Raw genomic sequence first — 24,449 nt, forward strand, 5'->3', positions numbered from 1 at the left:
TTATTGATCAAAATCAATGAAAAAATCTGGAAAGTTCTCCTTGTATTAAAGATGTCTTTCCGTGTCTGCCTGCATGAATCAATTCGCGTTTTAAACGTCTATGCAAAGCTGATTCAGAAATTTCTTCAGTTCCATGCTGATTCTTAATAAATTCTGCAGCTTGTTCATTTAGTTCAAAAACACGTTTAATTCCAGCTAAATTGATACCCTGCTCTAACATCGCTTTAATTTCAAGCAGTTTATCGACATCATTGAAAGAAAATAAACGACGGTTTCCTTCTGTTCTTGCAGGATGAATCAACTTGTTCTCTTCATAATAGCGAACTTGTCTTGCTGATAATTCAGTCAGCTGCATAACAATACTTATTGGAAACAAAGGTAGGTTTCTTCTGTTCATATCGTTCATATTAACTACCTCCTTTCAACTTATTTTATATCTTATGTCATAAAAGCTAACATGTCAATCGATATGTTAGAAAAAATAACATGAATAAAACAAAAAAAAGGCCAGAGCCTCTTTTTATCAAGCTATACCGTAACTAACCCTTGTGTCACTAGTTCATCTACAGCTGAAAGAACAGCGATTTTCACATGTTCAAAGGTAAGTCCCCCTTGAACAAATGCAATATAAGGCGGACGGATTGGACCATCTGCCGTTAGTTCAATACTCGCACCTTGAATAAATGTTCCGGCTGCCATAATCACATCATCTTCATAACCAGGCATATAGTCAGGATATGGCAATGCAAAAGAATTGACTGGAGATGCTTTTTGTATTGCTTGGCAAAACTTAATCATTCTGTCACGATCTTCAAAAATAACAGATTGAATAAGATCCGTTCTTTTAACGTTCCACGCTGGGCGCGTCTGCATACCAAGCTCTTCAAGAAAAGCAGCAGTGAAAACAGCCCCTTTCAATGCTTGTGCAGTTACATGTGGTGCTAAGAAAAAGCCTTGATACATTTCTTGCAGACTATATAATGAAGCTCCTGCTTCTCGTCCTATTCCAGGAGAAGTGAGACGAAAGGAAATTCTGTTAATAAGTGATTCTTTCCCCGCAATATATCCTCCTGTTTTAGCTAAGCCGCCTCCAGGATTCTTTATTAAAGAACCTGCGATAATATCTGCTCCTGCTTCGGTTGGCTCTATTTGTTCTACAAACTCCCCATAGCAGTTATCAACAAAAACGACAAGATCCTTATTAATACCCTTAACAAATTGAATCATTTCTTTTATCTCATCAACTGTAAATGAAGGGCGGTCTGCGTATCCCTTCGACCGCTGGATTCCAATCATCTTAGTCTTTTCAGAAATTGCTGACCGAACGGCTTCAAAATTAATTGTACCTTCCCTTGTAAGATCAACATGCTGATATGTAATATTGTATTCTTTTAATGAGCCTTCTCCAGTACCCCTGATGCCGACGATTTCTTCTAATGTATCGTAAGGCTTGCCAGTAATATAAAGCAGTTCATCACCCGGACGAAGTACACCGAATAAAGAAAGAGAGATAGCATGTGTACCCGAAATGATCTGTGATCGCACAAGTGAAGCTTCTGCTCCAAATACATCGGCATACACCTTTTCTAAAGTATCTCTACCAGAATCATCATACCCATACCCTGTTGAAGGATGAAAATGATGATCTCCTACCTGATTTTTTTGAAAGGCACGGAGCACTTTAAGTTGATTAAATTGTGCAATTTCATCAATTGCTGCATGAACTTCTTTGATTTTTTCAGTGACTTTTTCTGTTGTCTTTCGTAGATTATCGCCATTTTGAAATAATGAATACATATTACTCTCCTTTGTTGCTTATAGACTCTATTGATGTTGATGCATGTGCATACCCTTTGCATTCATAAGTTTGTTTCTCTTTGTTAAATTCCTGATTGAGCATGATGGTTTCTGAGCGGAGTCTTGAGAGCAGTTTCCCGTCATGTGCAGGCACTTCAATTTGATAGTACGTTAGTTGCTTTACTACCTCTTTTTCAATAGCAGAAAGAAGCTCAGAAATATCATTTTCTGAAAGGGCAGAAATAGAGATCGAAGGGTTTTCAGGAATGAATTGATTACCAAATTGATCTTTCTTATTGTAAACGGTCAACATCGGAATGTGACTTGCTTTAAGATCGTTCAGTATACGATTTACTGTTTTTTCATGCTGTGAACGATCCTCACTTGAGCCGTCAATTACGTGAATGAGAAGATTTGCTTCTGCAGCTTCTTCTAAAGTAGATCTAAAGGCTGCAATCAGTGAAGTTGGAAGATCTTGAATAAAACCGACCGTATCAGTAAGAAGCATCTGAAATCCACTTTTGAGCCTTACTTTACGAGTTAACGGATCCAAAGTAGCGAAAAGCTTATCTTCTTCATAACTATCTGCTTCTGCCAGCTTATTAAAAATCGTTGATTTACCAGCGTTCGTATATCCTACAAGAGCCGCTTGGAAAGCACCCTGATGCTTTCTGCGTTCTCGATATCTTTCTCGATGGCTGACAACTTGATTAATCTGCTGTTTAAGTTCATGGATGCGGAAACGAATATGTCGTCTATCTTTTTCAAGTTTTGTTTCACCAGGACCTCTTGTCCCAATTCCTCCCCCAAGCCTGGACAGTGTTGCTCCAATTCCAGAAAGTCTTGGCAATAAATATTCTAACTGTGCTAGCTCCACTTGCAATATTCCTTCACGAGTTTTAGCACGCTGCGCAAAAATATCTAAAATCAATTGAGTGCGATCAATAATTCTCGCGTTGAAATGGTTTGATAAATTACGTACTTGAGATGGTGATAATTCACTATTGAAAATGATTAAATCTGCTTCAAGTTCTTCTTCAAGAGCAATAATTTCTTCTACCTTTCCTTTACCAATAAAAGTAGCTGAATCATACCTTTCTCTTTTTTGCGAAACAACCGCACATACTGTTCCATTAGCTGTTTTTGTAAGTGATTTTAATTCTTCCATTGAATAAAAAAAACGCTCGTCGTTCTGTCTAGGAAGTTGACAGCCGACGAGAATAGCTTTTTCCTGAACTGAATCATTATGTCTGTTCAAAGTAACGATCCCTGCTTTCCATAGTCTCCTATCATCATATCAAATCAATTCAGGTTCTTCTAGCACCAGGTCATCACTTTGAATTGTCATCAAGGTTTTCTTATCTGGCTGAACATTTTTCAGAAGTCTTACAGATTGTCTTCTTATTGCCTTTTCAATCATATTCCTAACGTATCTTCCGTTTGAAAAGGTAGTGCTGGCTGAAGTCCTAACTCTTTCAATGTGCTGTTTAAATTTCCATTCACATTCTTTCGTAAAAACATATTCACGATCAAGCAGCATTCTTTTACTGATTTCCATCAATTCATCAATATTATAATCAGGAAAAGAAATGACTAAAGGAAACCTAGAGGGCAAACCTGGATTTAATTTTAAAAAACGCTCCATCTCATTAGAGTAGCCAGCCAATATTAAAATAAAATCATGCTGCTGGTCCTCCATCGCTTTCACTAATGTATCGATGGCTTCTTTTCCAAAATCCTTCTCACCGCCTCTTCCTAAAGAATAGGCCTCATCTATAAATAGGATTCCACCACTGGCTTTTTTTAATAATTCTCTTGTCTTTTGTGCAGTATGACCAATATATTCACCGACAAGATCCGCTCTTTCAGCTTCGATTAAATGACCTTTCGTTAATACCTTCATTTCATGGAATAGTGTACCTAATTTGCGTGCAACAGTCGTTTTTCCTGTACCCGGGTTGCCTTTAAACAGCATATGAAGTGATTGTTTCTCGGCTTTCATTCCCATTTCTTGACGGCATTTGTTAATGTGAAGCCATGCATAGATTTCTTTTACATGATATTTTAATTCTTCCATTCCAACTAGCTTATTCAAGTCTTGTTCAATTTTAAGTAATGGGAGATGCTGATCTAATGCTTTAGCTTTACCAACCATCGCACTTGCTTCATCAACTCTTATTTTTTCATTGCCCTGATTCAGTACAATGTTAATTTGCCGCTGCTTTTTAATAGCCATTGGTTCATTCAAATGCGTCCACCCCTCTTTAAGCCATTCAAAACATTTATCGCATTTTTCTAATCTTATGTGACAAATGCCTATTTCATTTGCATTGCACTATTATCAATTTATGATTGAAAGTCATAATCTACTACAATGTCCAAATTGTTTTTCGATTTCATAACTGTAAGCGCTTACTATTTTCAGATGAATAAAAATACTCAAGAATGTAACTTTTCCATGATATGTTATGTATGGAATGAACCAAGTATAGATTTATATGGAAGAAGGAAGACAGGATTTGAATACAAAAATTCAAAAAAGCTTAGCCATCTTAGCCGGCTTATTTTTAACTGCAGCGGGAATGAAGATCTTAAACATTCATTCGCTAACTTTTGGCGGAACGGCCGGAATTGCGACTTTAGGCTCTTTCTTAAGCAATTGGTCTTGGGGAATATTATTTTTAATTGTTAATCTGCCATTTTTCATCCTTTCGATAAGAAAATTAGGATGGACATTTTCAATATCTACATTTTTATGTATATTGCTTGTTTCGGCCATTACAGATTTATTAACCTACATCCATTTCCCAACGGTCACACCTATCTTTGCGTCTTTATTCGCAGGAACATTAATAGGTGTTGGTGTTAGTTTGGTGTTAAATTCCGGTGCTTCATTAGGCGGAATACACATATTAGCTTTATACCTGGAACAAAAGTCAAATATTAACCGCGGCCTCACATTATTTGTAACTGATTTTATGATCGTATCTTCTGCTATTGTTATTGTAGGTTTTAACAATGCATTTATATCTATTTTTTCTATATCAATTGCCTCATTCATAGTGGGTAAATTAAAAGCTAAATCTCCTGCCATTGAATATGAAGTTGATGAATCAATAGATGCTGTAAGAAATAATTAAAAGCATTCTCCATTAAATTATGGAGAATGCTTTTTAATTTGAATACAAGGTTACATAACATACATTATGTAACCTTGTATTAATGCTGTCCTTTTATGTCATTTTGTGCGCTTGCTTAGGAAATAATTATTCATACAGATCATCTCGATGTTGATCCATATTTTCATGCATTTCTTGTCTTTCTGTTGATTGATATTGACCTTTAACTGGTTTTATCTTACTAATAATTTGCCCCATCTCGTTATAAACCCCTCTGTGAAGCTGATGACGCTTACCTTGCGCAACCTTTTCTCCAAGTCGCTTGATGTCGGCAATTTTGTCTGGATCCGTCGTAATTGCTGCATTCCTGCCTTGCGCATTCTCTTTTAATACATCATAAACTTCAGTTCTCAGTTTTTCGTTTTCTTGTCCAGGCTGTACTTTTGTAAGTGGATCAATTCCAACTAACGTAAATGTCCCGCTTACGATTACATAAGCCTTCTTAACGCCTGGAATATTTTCAGCAAGCTTAACTAAATCTTTTGATTGGTGAACCTCCCCACTCTTTCTTTCCACTAAAGGTGAATCGATTTGTGAGTTTGGTTCTCTTCCAGCTTTTGTATTTTTAATTTGCTTTGTTTCTTCTGTGCTTTCTTGGTTGGGCTTTTTATTCGTTCCGCAAGCTGTTAATCCTGTTAATACTATAAAAAGTGCCAGTAAGATTCCAAAATATTTTCTCATTTATTTTCCATCCCTTTTTTACTTAGTGTTTGTATGAAGTTAAGTGAAATATGCAAAATAATGCACCTTTGTTATAATGGGAAAAACAGGTTACAGGAGGCAATAATGGAAGAGTATCCACATTTACCGGATTATGCTCAGCTCTTTATTGACCATTTACAAAAAAAAGACCGAAAAAAAAGTACTATAAAAAGATATTATTATGATTTACTTGATTTTTTTGCTTGGATTAGAGTGATGAAAAAGAGTGATGATCTTAACATTATCCAAAACCTAAATAAAGAACAATTAAGTGAGTATTTTCTATTTCTTACAGAGCAAAGAGAATACAGCGCATCCACGACAAATAGGGTATTTACTGTAACGAAAAGTTTATTTCACTTTCTCCAAGTTCAAAAACTAATAAAAGAAAACCCTTTTAAGGACTTTGATCAAAAATGGGAAGAAGACAAACACTTTAAAAATGAGGATTTTATAACAGAAGAAGAATATGTACAGCTTTTTCAAATTCTTTCGTCTTATGAAGGATTAACTGAAAAACAGCAAAAGTTCAGACATTTATTAATAAAAAGAAACGAAGCAATTGTAACATTGCTTTACAAATATGGACTTACCCTTCAGGAATTAGCCAATATCGAGATGAAAGATGTTAAATTTACAGAGCATCTGTTAACAGTGAAGAACAATGAAAACAAACGGACCCTATCTCTGGAAAAAGAAATACAGCGATTGTTATATGCGTATTTGGAAAACATTCCAGATCTTATAAAGCCAAGGAAATATTCTTCAGATCGATTTTTTATAGCTTTTGATTACCAGAGAGGTACATATCGCTTTGATTACAGTAATTATGAACCAAAACCATTAACAGTTATTGCGATTCAAAAAATGTTAAGGCAGGAAATTAAACGCTCTGGCCTAAGAGATGGCGTAAGTTCCCATCACTTAAGAAGAACAGCGATATTAAATTTTGCTGTAAGAAATAATTCTACTAAGGAAATACAGGCATGGTTTGGTCTGAAGTCTCCACTAACTGTAAATAGGTATGAACATTATATAAGAGAAAAAGAAACGATCGTTTAATAAAGCGAAAACTCCCCGCACTCTTTTTTAGAGAATGCTGGGAGTAATTTTTTTATTCATTCATATTTGCAGATGATAGATCTACATTTCGATGTGGGGTAAACGTTGAAATGGCATGCTTATAAATGAGGTGCTGTTTCCCTTCTGCCTCAAGTACGACCGTAAAGTTGTCAAACCCCTTAACTAAACCTTTAAGCTGAAAGCCATTCAGCAAGTATACGGTCGCATATATGTTTTCACGCCGTAACTGGTTTAAGTAATGATCCTGTAAATTGATAGATTGCTTCATGTGAACAGATCCTCCTCTTTGGGCATTACCTCTATACATTCTCGGAAGTTTTTAATTTCCCTTCAACAAAGTGCAGAATTTCTCGAAATTTTTTATCAAACGGAGCTTTATCCATCGAAAACCATTCAATATCCATTTGATTATAAAACCATGTAAACTGTCTCTTTGCATACCTACGAGAATTTCTTTTTAACGTTGATACCCCTTCTTCCAGCGTACTATCTCCTAAAAGGTAAGGAAATAGTTCTTTATAACCGATCGCTTTTGCTGCAAGACTGTTTGAAATGTCCATCGTTAATAACCATTTCGCTTCATCTATTACGCCTTGCTTTATCATAAGATCAACACGATGATTAATCCGTTCATACAACATTTCACGGTCCATTGTCAGACCAACTAATGCAAGGTCATACATTGTTTCAAGATCATTGCCTTTGTTTTTCTGTTCATTCGAAGGAATATTTCCAGTTTCAAAGTAAATTTCTAAAGCACGTATTACTCGATGAACATTGTTGGGATGAATTTCAGCTGCACGGATCGGATCTACGTTCTTTAATTCTTCATGCAAACTGTCCGCACCAAACTCATCTGCTTTATGCTGTAATTGATTTCTAAGTTCATCATTCCTCGTTGCTTCAGAAAATTCATAGCGATTGGTTACTGCACGGATATAAAGGCCTGTTCCGCCAACAATAATCGGGATTTTCCCTCTTCTGTTGATGTCATGTATCCGTTCTCTTGCAAGCTCTTGAAATTCTGCCACCGAGAAAGATTCGGTCGGTTCTTTTATATCTATTAAGTAATGTGGAATTCCTTCTTTTTCAGCTTCTGAAATCTTAGCAGTTCCAATATCCAGCCCCTTATAAATCTGCATAGAATCCCCGCTGATGATCTCACCGTTAATAGCTTTTGCAAGTTCAACGCTCGTCTTTGTTTTTCCTACAGCAGTTGGTCCTACTATCACAACTAATTTTTCTTTCATAATAAACTCCTACATGACTCTTTTAAACATTTTTTCAAGTTCATAAGTTGATAGATGAATCGTAACAGGTCTTCCATGCGGACAAGTATAGGGATCCTCGGCCGCACGCAGGGATTGCAATAATGCGAAAATCTCATCATTTCTTAAGTGATGATTTGCTTTAATTGAACCTTTGCAAGACATCATAATCGCTGCTTCTTCTCTAAGTTTTTCAATATTAATTTTTTTGTTATCCAATACTTGCTGAATAATATCTAACATCGTTTCTTTTTCATAGCCTTTCGGGAACCATTGCGGATGTTCTCTTACAATAAACGTATTTTGTCCAAATGGCTCTAAGAACAATCCGACTTGTGCGAAGAAATCCAGGTTTTCCTTTATGAAAGCAGCTTCATGACTCGTATATTCAAATGTGTAAGGTACAGTCAAAAGCTGAACCTCGCGCTCTACCCGTCCTACTTTTTTTCTGAAAAATTCATATTTAATCCGCTCCTGAGCAGCATGCTGGTCAATTAAGTAAAGTCCATTTTCATTTTGTGCCAGTATATAAGTACCATGCATTTGTCCGATCGGATATAGTACAGGAAGCTTTTCATTTTCATTATCAACATTGTTATTATCATCCATTTGATTACCTGAATGTTGGACTTGTTGAATAGTCGTTTTATCTTCCAACAAAGTATCTACCATTTCTCTAATATGCTTATTTTCTGTATCATCAGACACTGTTTCAGCCAATCTAGTTTGTTGAAATCCAGTTGGACTAGTTTCAGATGGCTGATAGTTAGGATTAGATCCTTCATTTGTTTGGCTGTATTGAAATGAAAAAGCAGATTGATAATCCATATCTTTGGGTCTTTGTTCTTTTCTTGGTATATGAACGTCTGGAATTAATTGCTGCGCTTTAATCGTTTTTCTTAGTTCATTTTCCACGAGCTGGACTAGCTCTGTTTCTTTACTTAACCTAGCTTCATGTTTGGAAGGGTGAACATTCACATCAATGATCGTAGGATCCATTTTGATTGATAATACAGCAATCGGAAACCTTCCAATTGGCAAAAACGTATGATACGCATTTTGAATAGCTTTTGATAGTGAATAATTTTTTATATACCGTCCATTCATGAAAAGAGAAATATATTGTCTAGAAGCTCTGTTCACCTCTGGTTTTGCAATAAAACCAGTAACTTCATAATCGAGTGATGAAAACGATACCGGAATCATATTTTTGGCTGTTTGAATGCCATAAACAGAAGCGATAATCTGCTGAAGGTTATCATTACCAGAAGTTTGTAGCAACTCTTTTCCGTTATGCTTTAAGCGAAAAGCAACTTGCGGATTAGCCAACGCTAGGCGATTCATAAGATCGGTTATAGCTCCAAGCTCCGTTTGAATCGTTTTTAAGTGTTTAAGACGGGCAGGTGTATTGTAAAATAAATTTCTAACGTTTACATCAGTACCTTTTCTGCTGCTGGTTTGCTCTTGTTTTACAATTCTGCCATTTTCGATAAATAGATACGTTCCCGGCCGATCTCCTGTTGATGTTTTTAGCTCTACTTGTGAAACAGAAGAGATACTCGGCAACGCTTCTCCTCTAAATCCCATTGTTCGGATGTGAATGAGATCTTGTTCGCTTTTTATTTTACTCGTCGCGTGACGGTTAAAAGCGAGCACACAATCTTCTGGTTCAATTCCATCTCCATTATCTAATACACGGATGAGTGAAAGACCACCTTCTTCCACTTCCACTTCAATTCTTGAGGCGTTTGCATCAATTGAATTTTCAACTAATTCTTTAACAACAGAGGCCGGGCGCTCGACTACTTCACCAGCAGCGATTTTGTTTGATAAATGTTCATCCATCTGTACGATTTTGCCCATCTGATACGCCTCCTTTATTTCAGCTTTCCTTGAAGCTTGTAAATCACATTCATTGCATCCATTGGTGTCATTTCTAAAAGATTAATGGATTTCAGCTCTTTAATTACATCGATTTCTTTTGGGTCTTTAAGTTTTCTTTGCGATTGTTTTTCTGAGAATAAACTTAACTGACTTTCTATAAATTCTTCTTCTGCGGCTGCCGAAACTTCTTTTATGGAAGGATCTGGCCCATTACTTTGCTGATTCTCATAAGAATTTAATATCGTCTTTGCCCTACATATCACTTCTTCTGGAAGCTCTGCCAGCTCTGCAACTTGAATACCAAAACTTTTATCTGCTTGTCCGTCAATTACTTTATGCAAAAATACGAGTCTTCCATTCTCTTCTATAGCACTTACAAATACATTTTTTAAAGAGGAAAGTGTATTTTCTAAAACGGTTAACTCATGATAATGAGTCGAAAATAATGTCTTTGCATTTATTTTTCCATGTATAAACTCGATGATGGATTGCGCAAGGGCCATACCGTCATAAGTAGATGTACCTCTTCCTATTTCATCAAGTAAAATTAGGCTATTTTCAGTTGCGCTTGTAAGAGCAAAGTTCGTTTCCAGCATTTCTACCATAAAGGTACTCTGACCGCCTACAAGATCATCTGCAGCACCAATCCGTGTAAAAATCTGATCGAACATCGGGAGCTCTGCGCTCTCTGCAGGAACAAAACAACCAATCTGCATCATAACAGAAGTGAGTGCCAACTGGCGCATATAAGTACTTTTACCTGCCATGTTAGGACCTGTAATCAGCAGCATATTGCGGTCATTATTTAAATGTATATCGTTTGGAACATATTCTTGTGCATCCATTACTTTTTCAACAACAGGATGCCGGCCGCCAATGATTGTTACCTTCCCATTTTCAGAAATAACTGGTCTTACGTAATGATATTGTTCACTGATCGACGCAAAAGATTGAACAACATCCAGTTCAGAAATAGCTGAAGCAAGTTGCTGTAGCCCAGGAATATATTGCTTCACATGCTCTCTTACTTCTAAAAACAGTGAATACTCAAGACCTGATATTTTCTCTTCTGCTTCTAAAATGATACTTTCTTTTTCTTTTAATTCAGGAGTTACATAGCGTTCTGCATTAGCTAATGTTTGTTTTCGTTCATACCGATCGGGCACCATAGACAAATTCGATCTCGTTACTTCAATATAGTAGCCAAATATTTTATTAAATCCAATTTTTAACGACTTAATCCCCGTCGATATTTTTTCTTTCTGCTCTAAAGAAACGATCCACTCTTTTCCGTTCGTGCTCGCGTCTTTATACTCGTCTAATTTGTCATTAAAGCCCTTCTTTATAATTCCGCCTTCTTTAATTTGAATCGGAGCTTCTTCACAAAGAGCTGATTGCAGGAAATCAGCAAGTTCACCATGATCTGTCATCTTTTCATAAAGTGCATTGGCGTAATCTCCATCAATCTGCTTCATCTTTTCTCTAATGACAGGAACACTTTGTAATGAACGTCTAAGCTGAACCAAGTCTCTTGGGCTCGCATTTCCATACGAGATTTTTGCAATGAGCCTCTCCATATCATAAACAGATTTCAGCTGTTCTTTCATTTCTTCCCGAATAAAAAATTCGCCGATAAGGTTTTCCACTAATTGTAGACGTTTTTCAATTGTCTCTTTTACAAATAGAGGCTCTTCTACCCATTGTTTAAGCTTTCTTGCCCCCATCGCTGTCATCGTTGCATCTAGCAGCCAAAGTAAAGATCCTTTTTTTCCTTTTGCACGAATTGATTCTGTTAATTCTAGATTTCTTTTAGAAAAGGCATCTAATTTCATTCTTTTTTCATTTTGCTGATATTCAATTGCCTTCAAATGATGAAACGATCTTTTTTGCGTAAAGCTTAAATAATGAAACAATCTACCTGCAGCATTTATTAATAATGGCTGTGTAATATTTTCAGCTAAATGATTGAATTTATCATCTATTTCATTTTCTTCTTTTATAGAAATAGATGCTTGGCCATGTTGTGAGATATATTCATTCCATTCATTATGTAATGCTTCATCTCCCACGATTTCTTTAACCCCATGACTTAAGAGAAGCTGAATAAATGGCAAATGACTTCCTTCATATAAATAACCTTTCATTTCACCAGTTGATAAATCGCACAAAATATAAGCATACGATTGATCTTGTTTTTCTATAGAAACAAGATAATTATTTTCACGATCCTGCAATAAATGGTCATCAATTACTGTTCCCGGAGTAATAATTTGAATAACTTCCCTTTTAACTACCCCTACGGATTGTTTTGGATCTTCTACCTGTTCACAAATCGCCACTTTATAGCCGTTTTCAACAAGTACTTTTATGTATCCTGCAGATGAATGATATGGCACGCCACACATAGGAATACGTCCATTTTGGCCGCCTTCTCTGCTCGTTAATGTAATTTCTAATATCTGTGATGCTTTAACAGCATCTTCGAAAAACATTTCATAAAAATCACCTAATCTAAAAAATAAAAAGGCATCTTGATGAGCTGCCTTAATGGATAAATATTGTTGCATCATTGGAGTATATTGCGACATTTTTTCACCTATTTTCATAACATTTCAATGTTGCCATTATATCATAATTTAACAAGCCTTTACCTTCTAAACAATTAGAAACCATAGTTAATTCCTAGAGATTAGTGCTTAACTTTTTAAATCTTTAGCAATTTAAAAGCAAGAAGGTCAAGGAAGTAAAGATTCGAGGAACACAGCGTATTACAAATACGTGAGTACCACAGGAACGAGCAACACTTGCACATAGACTGCGAGTTGCGACGAGTAATCGCAGAGCACGAGACTGAAGAAGAGATTCGCCGCTTATCAATTAGAGTCGTTTGGTAATTTAGAAGCAAGAAGGTCAAGGAAGTAAAGATTTGAGGAACACAGCGTATTACAAATACGTGAGTACCACAGAAACGAGACTGACGAAGAGATTCGACGCTTATCAATTACCAAACCAAACAAAAAAACGGGAAACAATACCCCGTTTTTTCTTATTCCTCTAAATCTCCAACTAAAAAATTAGGATCAAGGTCATTAAAATCTTCTTCATCTACATCATATTCCCAATCTCTTGTGTTCTCATCATCAAAACCATCTGGATTTACATATACACAAACCTTTGTTTCACCGATTATTTCACATACAAACTCTCTTTCTACTTGCACGATTACTTTATTGCCATTTGGTGAAATAGTAGCTTCAAGTGTATTAGGTTCCTGCAGGGCTCTGCAATAAACTTCAAATTGTTTACCCATCGCATGCTTATCTCTGACACTAAGAACAACTGTATCTTTAAATTGAATCGTTTCAGTTACTACTTCTGTTCTCGTATTGTCATTATAAGAATACCAAACATTAATATCATATGAGCCCTCAACTTCAACACAATCATCTTTTCGATTTGGTTTGTAGGTATGGTTGATGATCCAGCATCCTAAAATGCTTGTAGGTCGATGAGTCGGTGCAATTGTGTGAGTTTCCTGTGAGAATTTTCGTCCTTTACCGCAAACAGCTTTAGTAATGATTTCTCTGTAAGTTAATTCTTGTTCAACACGTCTGGACATAGAAAGAATCCCTCCTCTGCAAATCTCACTCTATTTTATGCAGGGCGGATGCCTATTGTGCCTATATTTATTAAAACATTGAAAGTCTGAAGAAATGATTTGCTTATATACGAATGGTATCAAATTTAATACACCTAATACGGTACGTGAAATTATTAATAATGATCAGCAATATCCGATCTTCACTTTAGATTGGCCATTTTTTATAAACAAAATGATCAATTTTTTATTTTATTGAAGTGCTTTCAGTGACACACACGAAAAACACAATGGCGCTATGATAAGAACAAAGCAATAAGAGTTGATTTTCAGCTTATTTCGAACTTCCCGGTTTACTCATTAAGTCTGATTGAAGATCAATTTAGTCTCTTTGAACAATAATTAGGTCTAATTATTCAAAATTAAGTCTCATTACAAATAATTAAGTCTTCCTACAAAATTCGACACAATTAATACACACCGTTCTTCATCAACTATTCAACTATAAAATAAAAAACACGATACCTTTTTGGGTACCGTGCTTTTCATTTAATTATGAACAGCCGCAGCTGCCAGTTGAACATCCGTCTAATGGGTTTTCTTGTGATCCTGTAGTTCCTTTTAGAAGATCACCGCCAGTAGATTCAATAATTTCATCGGTAACTTTATTAGAAATTGTAATGGAAACCATTTGCAGGATATCGTTTACATCACTTTGTGATTGTTTGAATTCCTGTACGACAGGGATACTGTCCAATTCTTCCATTAATGCATCAATTTTTCCTTCTACTTCTCTTGATGCTTCATGTTTTTGATAGTGCTGAAGATTTACAGCTTGCTTTTGCAAGTTCTTAATTTGTCCCATTAATTTGGCAACTTCAGAATTTGTATTAATAAGTGCTTCTGCTTTTTTAAAGAAATCTACTTCTTCTGTAGTTGCGATCATTTTTGCCAATTCGTGAGCTTTATTTAAAATTTCACTTTTAGTATACGTAGTCATTAGCTTACCACCTCTGATTTTTCTTCAATCAAATCTCCACCGAGATTCCATGTTTTTGCATCTGTAATTTTCACTTTAACAATTTCACCAATTAGGTGTTTTGGAGCTTTAAAGTTTACTACTTTATTCGCACCAGTATGACCTGTTAAAACATCTGGATTCTTTTTGCTTTCACCTTCAACCAACACTTCAACAACCTTCCCGATATATGCTTGGTTTTTGCGAAGGGAAATATCATTCAGCACACTGTTCAAGCGCTGAAGACGTTCTCTTTTTACTTCCATCGGTACGTTATCTTGCATTTTTGCAGCTGGTGTTCCTTCACGTGGAGAATAAATGAACGTATAAGCTGCATCATATTCTACTTCTTTAACAAGCGAAATTGTTTCTTCGAATTGCTCATCCGTTTCATTTGGGAAACCTACTATGATATCTGTCGTTAAAGCAGCATTAGGTACTGCAGCCTTTATTTTATTAATAAGTTCCATATAATGCTCTCGTGTATATTTACGAGCCATTAATTTTAAGATATCACTGTTGCCATGCTGAACAGGTAGATGAATATGATCAACAATGTTGCCGCCTTTAGCCAGAACTTCAATCAGTCTATCATCAAAATCGCGAGGATGGCTTGTCGTAAAGCGAAGACGAGGAATATCGATCTTACGGATTTCATCCATGAGATCACCTAATCCGTAATCAATTCCTTCAAGATCCTTCCCATATGCATTTACATTCTGACCAAGCAAAGTAACTTCTTTATACCCTTCCCTTGCCAGCTGACGAACCTCTTCAATAATATCCCGTGGATCTCTGCTTCTCTCTTTGCCTCGCGTATAAGGTACAATGCAATACGTACAGAATTTATCGCATCCATACATAATGTTAACCCAGCCCTTAACATTTCCCTTACGTTTTCTCGGAAGGTTTTCAACGATGTCGCCTTCTTTGGACCATACTTCAACTACCATTTCTTTAGAAAATAACGCGTTTTCAATAATTTGAGGTAAACGATGAATGTTGTGTGTACCAAAAATCATGTCAACTTGCGGGTATGTTGACAAAATTCGGTTAACTACTGATTCTTCTTGGGACATACAACCGCATACTCCCAACAAGAGATTAGGGTTATTTGCTTTCGTGTGCTTTAGATGCCCCAGCTCGCCAAATACTTTATTTTCTGCATTTTCACGAATTGCACAAGTATTTAGAAGGATTACATCTGCATCTTCGGTAGAATCGGTAACTTCATAACCCATCTCATTTAAAATACCAGCCATAACTTCTGTATCATGTTCGTTCATTTGACAGCCGTATGTGCGAATATAGAATTTTTTTCCGATACCGATATTTTTTAGATTTTCAGGAATTGTAAAGTCCTTTAATATCTGGGTTTGTTCTTTTCCTCTTTTTTTAGCATCTTTTAAAGACGGAGGTGCGTACGTGCTTTGAAAATATTGTGAGTAATCTCGTTTTGTATCTTGTTTTAATGAATTTTGCTTGTCTTTAGTTGGTTCCAAGACATCTTTCACTCCTTACTGCCAAACTCTGATTTGCTGCATCTATCAACCCATCATTTTATCTTTATCACTAACTGTAACATTATATCAAATATTTGGTTTTATTAAAACGAGAATTACTTTTAGTTGACATAATATTAATATGGTAAATAGTCTGTTTGTTTATTATAAATAAAGTTGTATTCGTTATCTTTGCTGCTCTTGGAAGTGGTTGATTTCCGCTTCAGTCTGCTCGCTCTAATCAACTTTTCACTGGTGTGAATGAACAATAACAGCCAAATGCAACAGCCTTTTAGAATAGAGCCTTAAATAAAAATAAAAAAGAAGGGAAACATCCCTCCTTTTTTTATATAATTTCTAATTCTTTTCCAGCTTTCTCAAAAGCGTCCAGTGCAGTTTGCAATTCTTCTCTCGTATGCTGTGCTGTAACAATTGTACGAACACGTGCCTTGCCTTTAGCAACAGTTGGAAAAGCGATACCTTGAGCAAATACACCATACTTTAGCAGTGTATCTGATAATTTATGAGCTAGTGCATCATCCCCAACTAACACTGGAGTAATTGGAGTTTCACTCACGCCGGTGTTGAATCCTAATTGCTTTAAGCCCGCTTTGAAGAACTTTGTATTTTCCCATAGACGTTCCATATGTTCTGGTTCTTCTTCAAGTACATCAATTGCTGCTGAACTAGCTGCAATAACTGCAGGTGGATGTGATGTACTGAATAAGAATGGACGTCCTTTATGAATGAGATAATCTCTCAAAGTTTGAGTACTAGCGATGTATCCGCCAAGTACACCAATTGCTTTACTCAATGTACCAACTTGAATGTGGACACGTCCGTTCAAGTTAAAGTGATCGATTGTTCCCCGTCCGTTCGTTCCAAGTACACCACTTGCATGGGCATCATCTACCATCACAAGAGCATCATACTTTTCTGCAAGTTCAACGATACCCGGGAGCGGTGCGATGTTGCCATCCATCGAGAACACACCGTCTGTTACAACAATTCTTTTTCTAAATTCTTGTGTTTCTTTTAAAGCTGCTTCTAAATCTTCTAGATCAACATGTTTATAAATTCTTCTTTTTGCTTTTGTTAATCGGATTCCATCAATAATGGATGCATGGTTCAATTCATCTGAAATGACCACATCTTGATCTGTAAGAATCGCAAAAAGTATACCCTGGTTTGTTGAAAAACCGGATTGGAATACAAGACATGCTTCAGTATGTTTGAATTCAGCAAGTTTTTTTTCAAACTCCTCATGCATAGAAAGAGTCCCTGCAATCGTACGAACTGAACCAGTTCCAACCCCAAATTCTTCAACAGCTTCAAGTGCTGCTTTTTTCATTTTCGGATGGCTAGTTAAGCCTAGGTAGTTATTTGATGATAGCTGAATAACCTCTTCGCCATTAATCACTACTTTTGATCCTTGTTCTGATTCAAGTGGTACAAGCTTTCTGAACGTACCCTCTTCTTTCATATGATCCAATTCTTCTTGTAAGTATTCGAAACCTTTCATCACTATCAAACCCCTTTCTAAGGAATAAGAACTACTTTTCCACAATTACCTTTAATCATTAGGTCAAAACCTTCTTCAAATTGTTCCATAGGAAGTGTATGCGTAATAATTGCCTCTGGCTGCATGCTGCCGGATTTAAGAAGTCCTGAAACTTGCTCCCACGTTTCATACATTTTTCTTCCTGTTATCCCTTGAACTGTTACTCCTTTGAAAACAACGTCATTCGTCAAGTCAATTTCAACAGGCTTTACGGGAAGGCTCAGAATGGATACTCTTCCTCCGTTTGTGATCATCTTAAATCCTTGATTGATCGCAACCGGGTGTCCGCTCATTTCACAAACAACATCTACACCATTTCCGTCTGTTAATTCCAGCACTTTTTCTACAGGATCCTCGTTTTTAGGATTGATTACTGTTGAAGCTCCGACTTTTTTAGCTAGGTCCAGACGATATTCATTTAGATCAATAGCGATCACTTGGCTTGCGCCTGCAGCTTTGGCAACATTTACAGCCATGACACCAATTGGACCACAACCAATAACAGCAACCGTTTTCCCTGTTACATCACCTGCTAAAACAGTGTGAACAGCGTTGCCCATCGGCTCTTGAATAGAGCCGTGTTCAAAAGGCATGTCAGGATCGTTCTTCCAAATATTTTCCGCAGGCATAGCCACATACTCCGCAAAGCAGCCATTGGTATCGACACCGATTATTTTTGTGTTTTTGCAAATATGGTACTGTCCTTTTAAACATTGTGGACAAGAATGACATACAATATGTGTTTCAGCTGAAACATGATCTCCAAGTTTCACATTTGTAACAGCGCTTCCAATCTTTTCTACAACACCTGAAAACTCATGACCAAATACATAAGGCGGTTTAACACGGCTTTGAGACCACTCGTCCCAAGTGTATATATGGACATCTGTTCCACAGATTGAAGTTGCTTTTACCTTAACCAAAACTTCATTTTCTTTAATTTCTGGAATGTCCACTGTTTCTAACTTGGCACCATAACCCGCATGGTGCTTGATAATCGCTTTCATTTTCCCTTGCAATATAAACACTCCTCACAAAAATCAAAAAATCATTTCCACCCATATTGTACATTTAAAATTTTGTGAGGTAAAGGGCGGTGTTCATCTGAGGCGGACATTAGCAGATACCAAAAAAAATATCCGAAATTTTTTTTTGCGAGAAAAAAAGCCTTACTCCTATTAAAAGAAGTAAGGCATCTTGTTACATAAATTCTGTCATCAACTGATTGAACTTTTCTTCTGGTAGATTTAAATCAACCTTTGAAAGAGCTTCTTTACTGTATCCATGAGCAAGATCTTGATATGAAGGTTTTACTTTATCTTGATAAATAATTCCCTTTACTAGACCTTTGTTTTCCATCAATGTCTGCATAGCCATCATGCGATTGGAAGAATCATAATTTTCAATCGTGCTGAGACTTACGAGATGTTCTTTAAACCAATCGTATGTGTTTACTTTGTTATAAGTAACACAAGGCGAGAATACGTTGATGAGAGAGAAACCTTTATGGTTAATACCTGCTTCAATAATGGAAGTCAGTTCTTTTAAATCAGTTGAGAAGCTTTGTGCAACAAAAGTAGCGCCAGCTGTTAAAGCCAATTCCATGACTCCGATAGCTGATTCAACGGAACCTTCAGGTGTACTCTTTGTTTTAAATCCAACATCTGATCGAGGAGATGTTTGACCTTTTGTCAATCCATAGATTTGGTTATCCATTACGATATATGTAATATCGATATTTCTTCTGATTGCATGAACAGTGTGGCCCATACCAATAGCAAATCCATCACCGTCACCGCCAGATGCTATAACTGTAAGATCTCTATTTGCCATCTTAACGCCTTGTGCAATAGGAAGGGATCGCCCATGAATACCATGGAATCCATATGATTTTATATAACCTGATATACGACCAGAACAGCCAATACCAGATACTACAGCTAGATTATCAGGCTCTAGTCCAACATTTGCTGCTGCTCTTTGAATGGCAGCTTGTACTGAAAAGTCTCCGCATCCCGGGCACCAGTTGGGCTTGATACTATTACGAAATTCTTTAAATGTAGCCATATTAAACCAGCTCCTTGCATTTCATGACAACTTCAGATGGAAGGAATGGATTCCCATCATATTTTAACAAGTTTCTAATCTTTTCATGCTGACCTACATTCATCTTAAGAATATTAGCCAGTTGACCAGTAGCATTATGTTCCACAACGATAACGGTCTTAGCACTCTCTACCAGCATTTTCATTTCATCAGCTGGGAATGGGTGAACAAGACGAATATGCGCATGGTTCACTTTAAATCCTTCAGCTTCTAAACGAGGCATTGCTTCTTCTATAACTCCTCTTGTAGAGTTGAAACCTACTAATAAAATATCAGCTTCTTCATGAGGTGTTTGTTTTACTACAGGTACATTAAATTTAAGACTATCAAGCTTGCGAAGACGCTTATCCATCTGTTTTTGGCGGTTAGCTGCCACCTCTGATGGTTTTCCTGTCTCATCATGTTCTACACCAGTTACATGGTGAATACCATTTTTCATTCCAGGAATAACTCTTGGTGATACGCCATCCTCAGTAACTTCATAACGTTTGAAGTATCCGTCTTTATCGTCGGAATCAGGCAATTCTTGAGACGGGTCAAGTTTTCCACGGCGAATTTCTACTTTACTAAAGTCCAGCGGTTCAACAGACTGCTTTCCTAATGAAAGCTGAAGATCTGTTAATAGAATAACAGGACATTGGAATTCTTCTGAAATATTTAGTGCTTCTACCGCATCATAAAAAGCTTCTTCTACCGTACTTGGAGCCATGACTACTTTTGGAATTTCTCCATGTGTTCCATAAATCATGGCCATCAGATCCGATTGTTCTTGCTTTGTCGGCAATCCTGTTGAAGGTCCACCACGCTGGGTATCAACAACAACTAATGGCACTTCAGTCATACCTGAGAGACCGATAGCTTCCATCATTAACGATAATCCTGGCCCAGCAGATGAAGTGATTGTTCTTACACCTGCATAGTTAGCACCGATCGCCATCGTACACGCTGCGATTTCATCTTCTGTTTGTATAACTGTACCGCCGAATTCAGGGAGCTTTTTGATCAAATACTCCATAATTTCTGAAGCAGGTGTGATCGGGTAAGCTGACATGAAACGAACACCACCGGCTACAAAACCAAGAGCGATTGCGTCATTCCCTATCATGAACATTCTTTTCTTTCCATCAGCTTTATTAAGCTGGAATCCATCAATTTGACCGCCGGCAAGTTCATTGAAACGATCAGCACCTCTTTGGATCGCTTCCATGTTCTTTTCAACAACTTTTTCCCCTTTACGAGAAAAAATCTCTTCTACTACTTCTTTATAACTTTCAACAGGCAATCCTAATACAGCGCTAGTTGCACCGATCGCGACCATGTTTTTCATAAGTGATGTGCCTAATTCAGTTGCAATCTCGGTGAATGGCACCGCATATAATCTGACATTAGAATCTTCTGGTACGGTAGGATTGAATTTCGAATCACCAATTACAACTCCGCCTGAACGCAACTCATGAACATTTACGTCAATCGTTTCCTGATCAAAAGCAATTAAAATATCTAAATCATCAGAGATAGAACGGGTTTCACTTGTGCTTACACGAATTTTATTGTTGGTATGACCGCCCTTAATTCTCGAAGAAAAATGACGATAGCTATAAAGATAATAACCTTGTCGATTCATTGCAATCGCAAAAATTTCACCTGTGCTATCAATACCTTCCCCTTGCTGTCCGCCAACTTTCCAAGAAAGTTGATCAATCATGTACTCCACCCTTTCAGTTACCCAAACGTTATTGTTAAAATCAAATCATTTATGCATGTATTGCATCATGCTGTATCCAACGTTTGATGCGTTAATATAATTATGTACTAAACGTCTACAATTCTAGACTTAACTTAATAAAAATGCAAGTATTCAGGGTAAATTATTCAAACAATTTCAAAAAAAGTAAATACATGTAAAACGGATAAAAATTATCAATCATAACATTCATTTCTAGAGCTGCCGTTTATATTCCTTCAACTAAAGTACTTACTTTAAAAAAAACTCAAATTTCGAATTCTGCCATTCAATTCCCTAGAACTTTCCAAAATTTTTCTCACCTATCTCTTATATTTAATCACAAAAAAACCTGCTTGCTCTTTTTAAAAAAGGTAAGCAGGTTATCCACGTTATCGTGGTTCAACTATTAGTTTGATTGCCGTTCTTTCTTCCCCGTCAATTAAGATATCTGTAAAAGCTGGTATACAAATGAGGTCAACTCCGCTCGGTGCAACAAATCCTCTAGCAATCGCTACTGCCTTTACAGCTTGATTCAATGCACCCGCTCCGATTGCTTGAATTTCAGCGCCTCCTCTTTCCCGGAGAACGCCAGCAAGTGCACCAGCTACAGAATTAGGGTTGGATTTTGCTGAAACTTTTAATATTTCCATTGTTTTGAACCTCCTTCAGGATAGATACCTGTTCTACTATATTCATTGATTATGGCTTGTATTCCTGCGGCGGCAAAATTACATTCTATCTCTTTATTAATAATTGTCCCCATGCAGGCAGTCTTCCTAATAAACCCCGGTTATCTGTTCCCTTAACCGTTTTCATTCAAACCTATCTTAACTAAGGGCAGATAACTTATCTGATAAATTTATTAGTATTATTTGTAATTTTCAGTGATCAAAAGTCATGCTTTAATAAAAAAGAGAAGGTAAGATTCGCCTTTTGTTCGTCACATATGGTATTTTTCACCCAAATAACTATATTTCAACAATGTGCAGCTTTTCCAAGTATAATTTGTAAAAAAAAACGATTCCTCATTTTTAGAAGAATCGTTCTTGTTTAGAATATATTTTCAAAAGTATGTTCTGTTAGACTCTATTGTTTTAGGTAATTCTCAGAAAATAGGGCTTTAAACGAGCGAGAAAACTCGGCTATTCATCCGCCGAAGAATCTTGAAATACACTCATCAGTAATAGTTACATACCAAAATCAAAATAAAAAAAGTGGCGGGAATCCACCACTTTTATTTTGCGTACTCAACTGCCCTTGTCTCACGAATGACCGTTACTTTAATATGACCTGGATAATCCAGTTCGTTTTCGATTTTCTTCGTAATATCACGAGCTAGCCTGTATGAAGCTACATCATCAATCAAATCAGGTTTTACCATAATTCGTATTTCACGACCAGCTTGAATAGCAAAAGATTTTTCTACTCCTTCGAAAGATTCGGAAATCTCTTCTAGCTTTTCAAGTCTTCTGATATACGTTTCTAAAGTTTCACGTCTTGCACCTGGCCTAGCAGCTGATAAAGCATCTGCTGCTGCTACAAGGGTTGCAATAATTGAAGTTGGTTCTGTATCACCATGATGTGACGCTATACTGTTAATAACTACTGGATGTTCTTTGTATTTCGTTGCTAATTCAACACCAATGTCTACGTGACTTCCTTCAACTTCATGATCAATTGCCTTTCCGATATCATGAAGAAGTCCAGCACGTCTAGCAAGATGTACATCTTCTCCGATTTCCGCTGCCATTAGACCAGCTAAATAAGCAACTTCGATGGAGTGTTTCAAAACATTTTGACCGTAGCTAGTACGATACTTCAAGCGGCCAAGGATTTTGATAAGATCAGGGTGAAGTCCATGAACTCCAACTTCGAAAGTAGTTTGCTCTCCAACTTCACGAATGTACTCATCCACTTCTCTTCGTGATTTTTCAACCATTTCTTCAATTCGCGCAGGATGAATTCTTCCATCCTGTACAAGCTTATCCAATGCCATTCGCGCAATCTCTCGACGAATTGGATCAAAACCAGACAAAATGACTGCTTCCGGAGTATCATCAATAATCAAGTCAATACCGGTTAGTGTTTCAAGTGTTCTGATGTTTCGACCTTCACGTCCAATAATTCTTCCTTTCATTTCATCATTCGGAAGATTTACAACAGAAACCGTTGTTTCTGCTACGTGATCGGCTGCGCAGCGTTGGATAGCCAGTGAAAGAATTTCTTTCCCTTTCTTGTCCGCTTCTTCTTTTGCACGGTTTTCCATTTCTCTTACCATCATTGCCAATTCATGTGTCATTTCACTTTCTGCTTCAGTCATGATAATTTGGCGTGCTTCATCTCTGGTAATATTGGAAATGCGCTCAAGCTCTCGTTGCTGTTCCTCCAGCAATTCCTCCACTTTGCTTTCAATCTCTTCAATTTGTCGTTGTTTTTTGGTGAGAGATTCTTCGCGCCTCTCTAACGTTTCTTCTTTCTTGTCTAGAGTTTCACTTTTTCTGTCAAGAATCTCTTCTTTTTGAACCAATCGATGTTCTTGTTTTTGTAGCTCGCTTCGACGTTCGCGAATTTCGCGCTCTGCTTCGGTTCGCATCTTATGGATTTCATCTTTTGCTTCTAACAGCGCTTCCTTCTTGTTTGCGTCAGCGTCGCGCTTTGCATCTTCAACAATTTGCGCAGCTGCTCGCTCTGCGCTTGAAATCTTCGCTTCAGCAATGGATTTCCTAACAAGATATCCGACAATTGCACCGACACCTAATGAGATAAGCAAACTGGAGATGAATACTAAAAGACTCGGCATATTTCCACCTCCTCTTGCTTTCTGCTTTTCATACTGCATTTCTTGGCGTCATTCGTGTTACATGTGCTGTGCACCATTCATGTCGTACAAATACTATACATATCTTTTAATTTCATAAGAAATCAAAATATATCTCCATTTTATAGGTGTCCCAAATGCTTGTCAAGAGAGTCAATCTTCTATAATAATTGCTTGAAATAAAAATAGCAAGGAGCATTATGTGAC

Annotated in this window: 21 protein-coding genes; 2 read left to right on the forward strand and 19 right to left on the reverse strand. The window is 36.9% G+C overall.

The annotated features are described in order from the left end of the window. Positions 1-13: 13 nt before the first annotated feature. The 4 genes from RGB74_RS10265 to spoVK all read right to left on the reverse strand — a co-directional run bounded on the left by RGB74_RS10265 (position 14) and on the right by spoVK (position 4,045). Positions 14-406, reverse strand: a complete 393-nt coding sequence (locus RGB74_RS10265) for a MerR family transcriptional regulator (protein ID WP_310759223.1) — start codon at positions 404-406, stop codon at positions 14-16. A 122-nt stretch (positions 407-528) separates the two neighbouring features. Then, a complete protein-coding gene (locus RGB74_RS10270; protein WP_310759224.1) occupies positions 529-1,797 on the reverse strand; it encodes a methionine gamma-lyase family protein in 1,269 nt (422 codons plus the stop codon). A 1-nt stretch (position 1,798) separates the two neighbouring features. Continuing rightward, positions 1,799-3,055, reverse strand: coding sequence for a GTPase HflX (gene hflX / locus RGB74_RS10275; protein ID WP_310759225.1), 1,257 nt, complete (start codon positions 3,053-3,055; stop codon positions 1,799-1,801). Positions 3,056-3,094: 39 nt separating this feature from the next. Next, positions 3,095-4,045, reverse strand: coding sequence for a stage V sporulation protein K (gene spoVK, locus RGB74_RS10280; RefSeq protein WP_310759226.1), 951 nt, complete (start codon positions 4,043-4,045; stop codon positions 3,095-3,097). Positions 4,046-4,316: 271 nt separating this feature from the next. Here spoVK and RGB74_RS10285 point away from each other — a divergent pair, with 271 nt between their 5' ends. Further along, entirely contained in the window at positions 4,317-4,937 is a 621-nt protein-coding gene (locus tag RGB74_RS10285; RefSeq protein WP_310759227.1) for a YitT family protein, read from the forward strand. Positions 4,938-5,063: 126 nt separating this feature from the next. Here the strand turns inward: RGB74_RS10285 and RGB74_RS10290 are convergent, their stop codons facing one another. Then, the gene (locus tag RGB74_RS10290) at positions 5,064-5,657 is read right to left on the reverse strand and encodes a YhcN/YlaJ family sporulation lipoprotein (RefSeq protein WP_310759228.1); all 594 of its coding nucleotides are present in this window, start codon (positions 5,655-5,657) and stop codon (positions 5,064-5,066) included. A 105-nt stretch (positions 5,658-5,762) separates the two neighbouring features. Between RGB74_RS10290 and RGB74_RS10295 the strand changes: the two genes are divergently transcribed. Then, positions 5,763-6,740 carry a tyrosine-type recombinase/integrase gene (locus tag RGB74_RS10295; RefSeq protein ID WP_310759229.1) on the forward strand — a complete coding sequence of 326 codons (978 nt, stop codon included), beginning with the start codon at positions 5,763-5,765 and terminating at the stop codon, positions 6,738-6,740. A 52-nt stretch (positions 6,741-6,792) separates the two neighbouring features. On the opposite strand, the gene hfq is transcribed toward RGB74_RS10295, so the two are convergent. From hfq to rny, 14 genes are all read right to left on the reverse strand, one after another. Beyond that, positions 6,793-7,029, reverse strand: a complete 237-nt coding sequence (hfq, locus tag RGB74_RS10300; RefSeq protein ID WP_251322232.1) for an RNA chaperone Hfq — start codon at positions 7,027-7,029, stop codon at positions 6,793-6,795. 31 nt (positions 7,030-7,060) lie between these two features. Then, positions 7,061-8,011, reverse strand: coding sequence for a tRNA (adenosine(37)-N6)-dimethylallyltransferase MiaA (gene miaA / locus RGB74_RS10305; protein WP_310759230.1), 951 nt, complete (start codon positions 8,009-8,011; stop codon positions 7,061-7,063). Positions 8,012-8,020: 9 nt separating this feature from the next. Beyond that, the gene (gene mutL / locus RGB74_RS10310; protein WP_310759231.1) at positions 8,021-9,892 is read right to left on the reverse strand and encodes a DNA mismatch repair endonuclease MutL; all 1,872 of its coding nucleotides are present in this window, start codon (positions 9,890-9,892) and stop codon (positions 8,021-8,023) included. Positions 9,893-9,906: 14 nt separating this feature from the next. After that, the gene (mutS, locus tag RGB74_RS10315) at positions 9,907-12,501 is read right to left on the reverse strand and encodes a DNA mismatch repair protein MutS (protein WP_310759232.1); all 2,595 of its coding nucleotides are present in this window, start codon (positions 12,499-12,501) and stop codon (positions 9,907-9,909) included. A 458-nt stretch (positions 12,502-12,959) separates the two neighbouring features. Beyond that, entirely contained in the window at positions 12,960-13,532 is a 573-nt protein-coding gene (locus RGB74_RS10320; RefSeq protein WP_310759233.1) for an outer spore coat protein CotE, read from the reverse strand. Between the two features lie 532 nt (positions 13,533-14,064). Next, positions 14,065-14,511: a YlbF/YmcA family competence regulator gene (locus RGB74_RS10325; protein WP_310759234.1), complete on the reverse strand. Its 447-nt coding sequence runs from the start codon at positions 14,509-14,511 to the stop codon at positions 14,065-14,067. Then, a complete protein-coding gene (gene miaB, locus RGB74_RS10330; RefSeq protein WP_396135959.1) occupies positions 14,511-16,043 on the reverse strand; it encodes a tRNA (N6-isopentenyl adenosine(37)-C2)-methylthiotransferase MiaB in 1,533 nt (510 codons plus the stop codon). Before miaB ends, RGB74_RS10325 begins: the two co-directional genes overlap by 1 nt. A 334-nt stretch (positions 16,044-16,377) precedes the next feature. Beyond that, positions 16,378-17,553: a glycine C-acetyltransferase gene (locus RGB74_RS10335; protein ID WP_310759236.1), complete on the reverse strand. Its 1,176-nt coding sequence runs from the start codon at positions 17,551-17,553 to the stop codon at positions 16,378-16,380. Positions 17,554-17,570: 17 nt separating this feature from the next. Next, a complete protein-coding gene (tdh, locus tag RGB74_RS10340; protein WP_310759237.1) occupies positions 17,571-18,611 on the reverse strand; it encodes an L-threonine 3-dehydrogenase in 1,041 nt (346 codons plus the stop codon). 181 nt (positions 18,612-18,792) lie between these two features. Continuing rightward, the gene (locus RGB74_RS10345) at positions 18,793-19,659 is read right to left on the reverse strand and encodes a 2-oxoacid:ferredoxin oxidoreductase subunit beta (protein ID WP_310759238.1); all 867 of its coding nucleotides are present in this window, start codon (positions 19,657-19,659) and stop codon (positions 18,793-18,795) included. 1 nt (position 19,660) lies between these two features. After that, complete coding sequence (locus RGB74_RS10350; protein ID WP_310759239.1) at positions 19,661-21,403, reverse strand: 2-oxoacid:acceptor oxidoreductase subunit alpha; 1,743 nt, start codon at positions 21,401-21,403, stop codon at positions 19,661-19,663. A 410-nt stretch (positions 21,404-21,813) separates the two neighbouring features. Beyond that, the gene (gene spoVS / locus RGB74_RS10355) at positions 21,814-22,074 is read right to left on the reverse strand and encodes a stage V sporulation protein SpoVS (protein ID WP_010193268.1); all 261 of its coding nucleotides are present in this window, start codon (positions 22,072-22,074) and stop codon (positions 21,814-21,816) included. Then, positions 22,062-22,187 carry a hypothetical protein gene (locus RGB74_RS10360; protein ID WP_310759240.1) on the reverse strand — a complete coding sequence of 42 codons (126 nt, stop codon included), beginning with the start codon at positions 22,185-22,187 and terminating at the stop codon, positions 22,062-22,064. Before RGB74_RS10360 ends, spoVS begins: the two co-directional genes overlap by 13 nt. A 471-nt stretch (positions 22,188-22,658) precedes the next feature. Next, a complete protein-coding gene (rny, locus tag RGB74_RS10365; RefSeq protein WP_310759241.1) occupies positions 22,659-24,224 on the reverse strand; it encodes a ribonuclease Y in 1,566 nt (521 codons plus the stop codon). Positions 24,225-24,449: the final 225 nt, after the last annotated feature.

It is taken from the genome of Bacillus sp. NEB1478 (genome assembly GCF_031582965.1).
Classification (GTDB): Bacteria; Bacillota; Bacilli; order Bacillales; family Fictibacillaceae; genus Fictibacillus.

What these genes read in the sequence shown, in the direction of transcription:
- RGB74_RS10265 (WP_310759223.1), bottom strand. Translation starts at nt 406, where the DNA reads ATGAACGATATGAACAGAAGAAACCTACCTTTGTTTCCAATAAGTATT.
- RGB74_RS10270 (WP_310759224.1), bottom strand. Translation starts at nt 1,797, where the DNA reads ATGTATTCATTATTTCAAAATGGCGATAATCTACGAAAGACAACAGAA.
- RGB74_RS10290 (WP_310759228.1), bottom strand. Translation starts at nt 5,657, where the DNA reads ATGAGAAAATATTTTGGAATCTTACTGGCACTTTTTATAGTATTAACA.
- RGB74_RS10295 (WP_310759229.1), top strand. Translation starts at nt 5,763, where the DNA reads ATGGAAGAGTATCCACATTTACCGGATTATGCTCAGCTCTTTATTGAC.
- hfq (WP_251322232.1), bottom strand. Translation starts at nt 7,029, where the DNA reads ATGAAGCAATCTATCAATTTACAGGATCATTACTTAAACCAGTTACGG.
- miaA (WP_310759230.1), bottom strand. Translation starts at nt 8,011, where the DNA reads ATGAAAGAAAAATTAGTTGTGATAGTAGGACCAACTGCTGTAGGAAAA.
- mutL (WP_310759231.1), bottom strand. Translation starts at nt 9,892, where the DNA reads ATGGGCAAAATCGTACAGATGGATGAACATTTATCAAACAAAATCGCT.
- mutS (WP_310759232.1), bottom strand. Translation starts at nt 12,501, where the DNA reads ATGTCGCAATATACTCCAATGATGCAACAATATTTATCCATTAAGGCA.
- RGB74_RS10320 (WP_310759233.1), bottom strand. Translation starts at nt 13,532, where the DNA reads ATGTCCAGACGTGTTGAACAAGAATTAACTTACAGAGAAATCATTACT.
- RGB74_RS10325 (WP_310759234.1), bottom strand. Translation starts at nt 14,511, where the DNA reads ATGACTACGTATACTAAAAGTGAAATTTTAAATAAAGCTCACGAATTG.
- RGB74_RS10335 (WP_310759236.1), bottom strand. Translation starts at nt 17,553, where the DNA reads ATGAAAGGTTTCGAATACTTACAAGAAGAATTGGATCATATGAAAGAA.
- RGB74_RS10345 (WP_310759238.1), bottom strand. Translation starts at nt 19,659, where the DNA reads ATGGCTACATTTAAAGAATTTCGTAATAGTATCAAGCCCAACTGGTGC.
- RGB74_RS10350 (WP_310759239.1), bottom strand. Translation starts at nt 21,403, where the DNA reads ATGATTGATCAACTTTCTTGGAAAGTTGGCGGACAGCAAGGGGAAGGT.
- spoVS (WP_010193268.1), bottom strand. Translation starts at nt 22,074, where the DNA reads ATGGAAATATTAAAAGTTTCAGCAAAATCCAACCCTAATTCTGTAGCT.
- RGB74_RS10360 (WP_310759240.1), bottom strand. Translation starts at nt 22,187, where the DNA reads ATGGGGACAATTATTAATAAAGAGATAGAATGTAATTTTGCCGCCGCA.
- rny (WP_310759241.1), bottom strand. Translation starts at nt 24,224, where the DNA reads ATGCCGAGTCTTTTAGTATTCATCTCCAGTTTGCTTATCTCATTAGGT.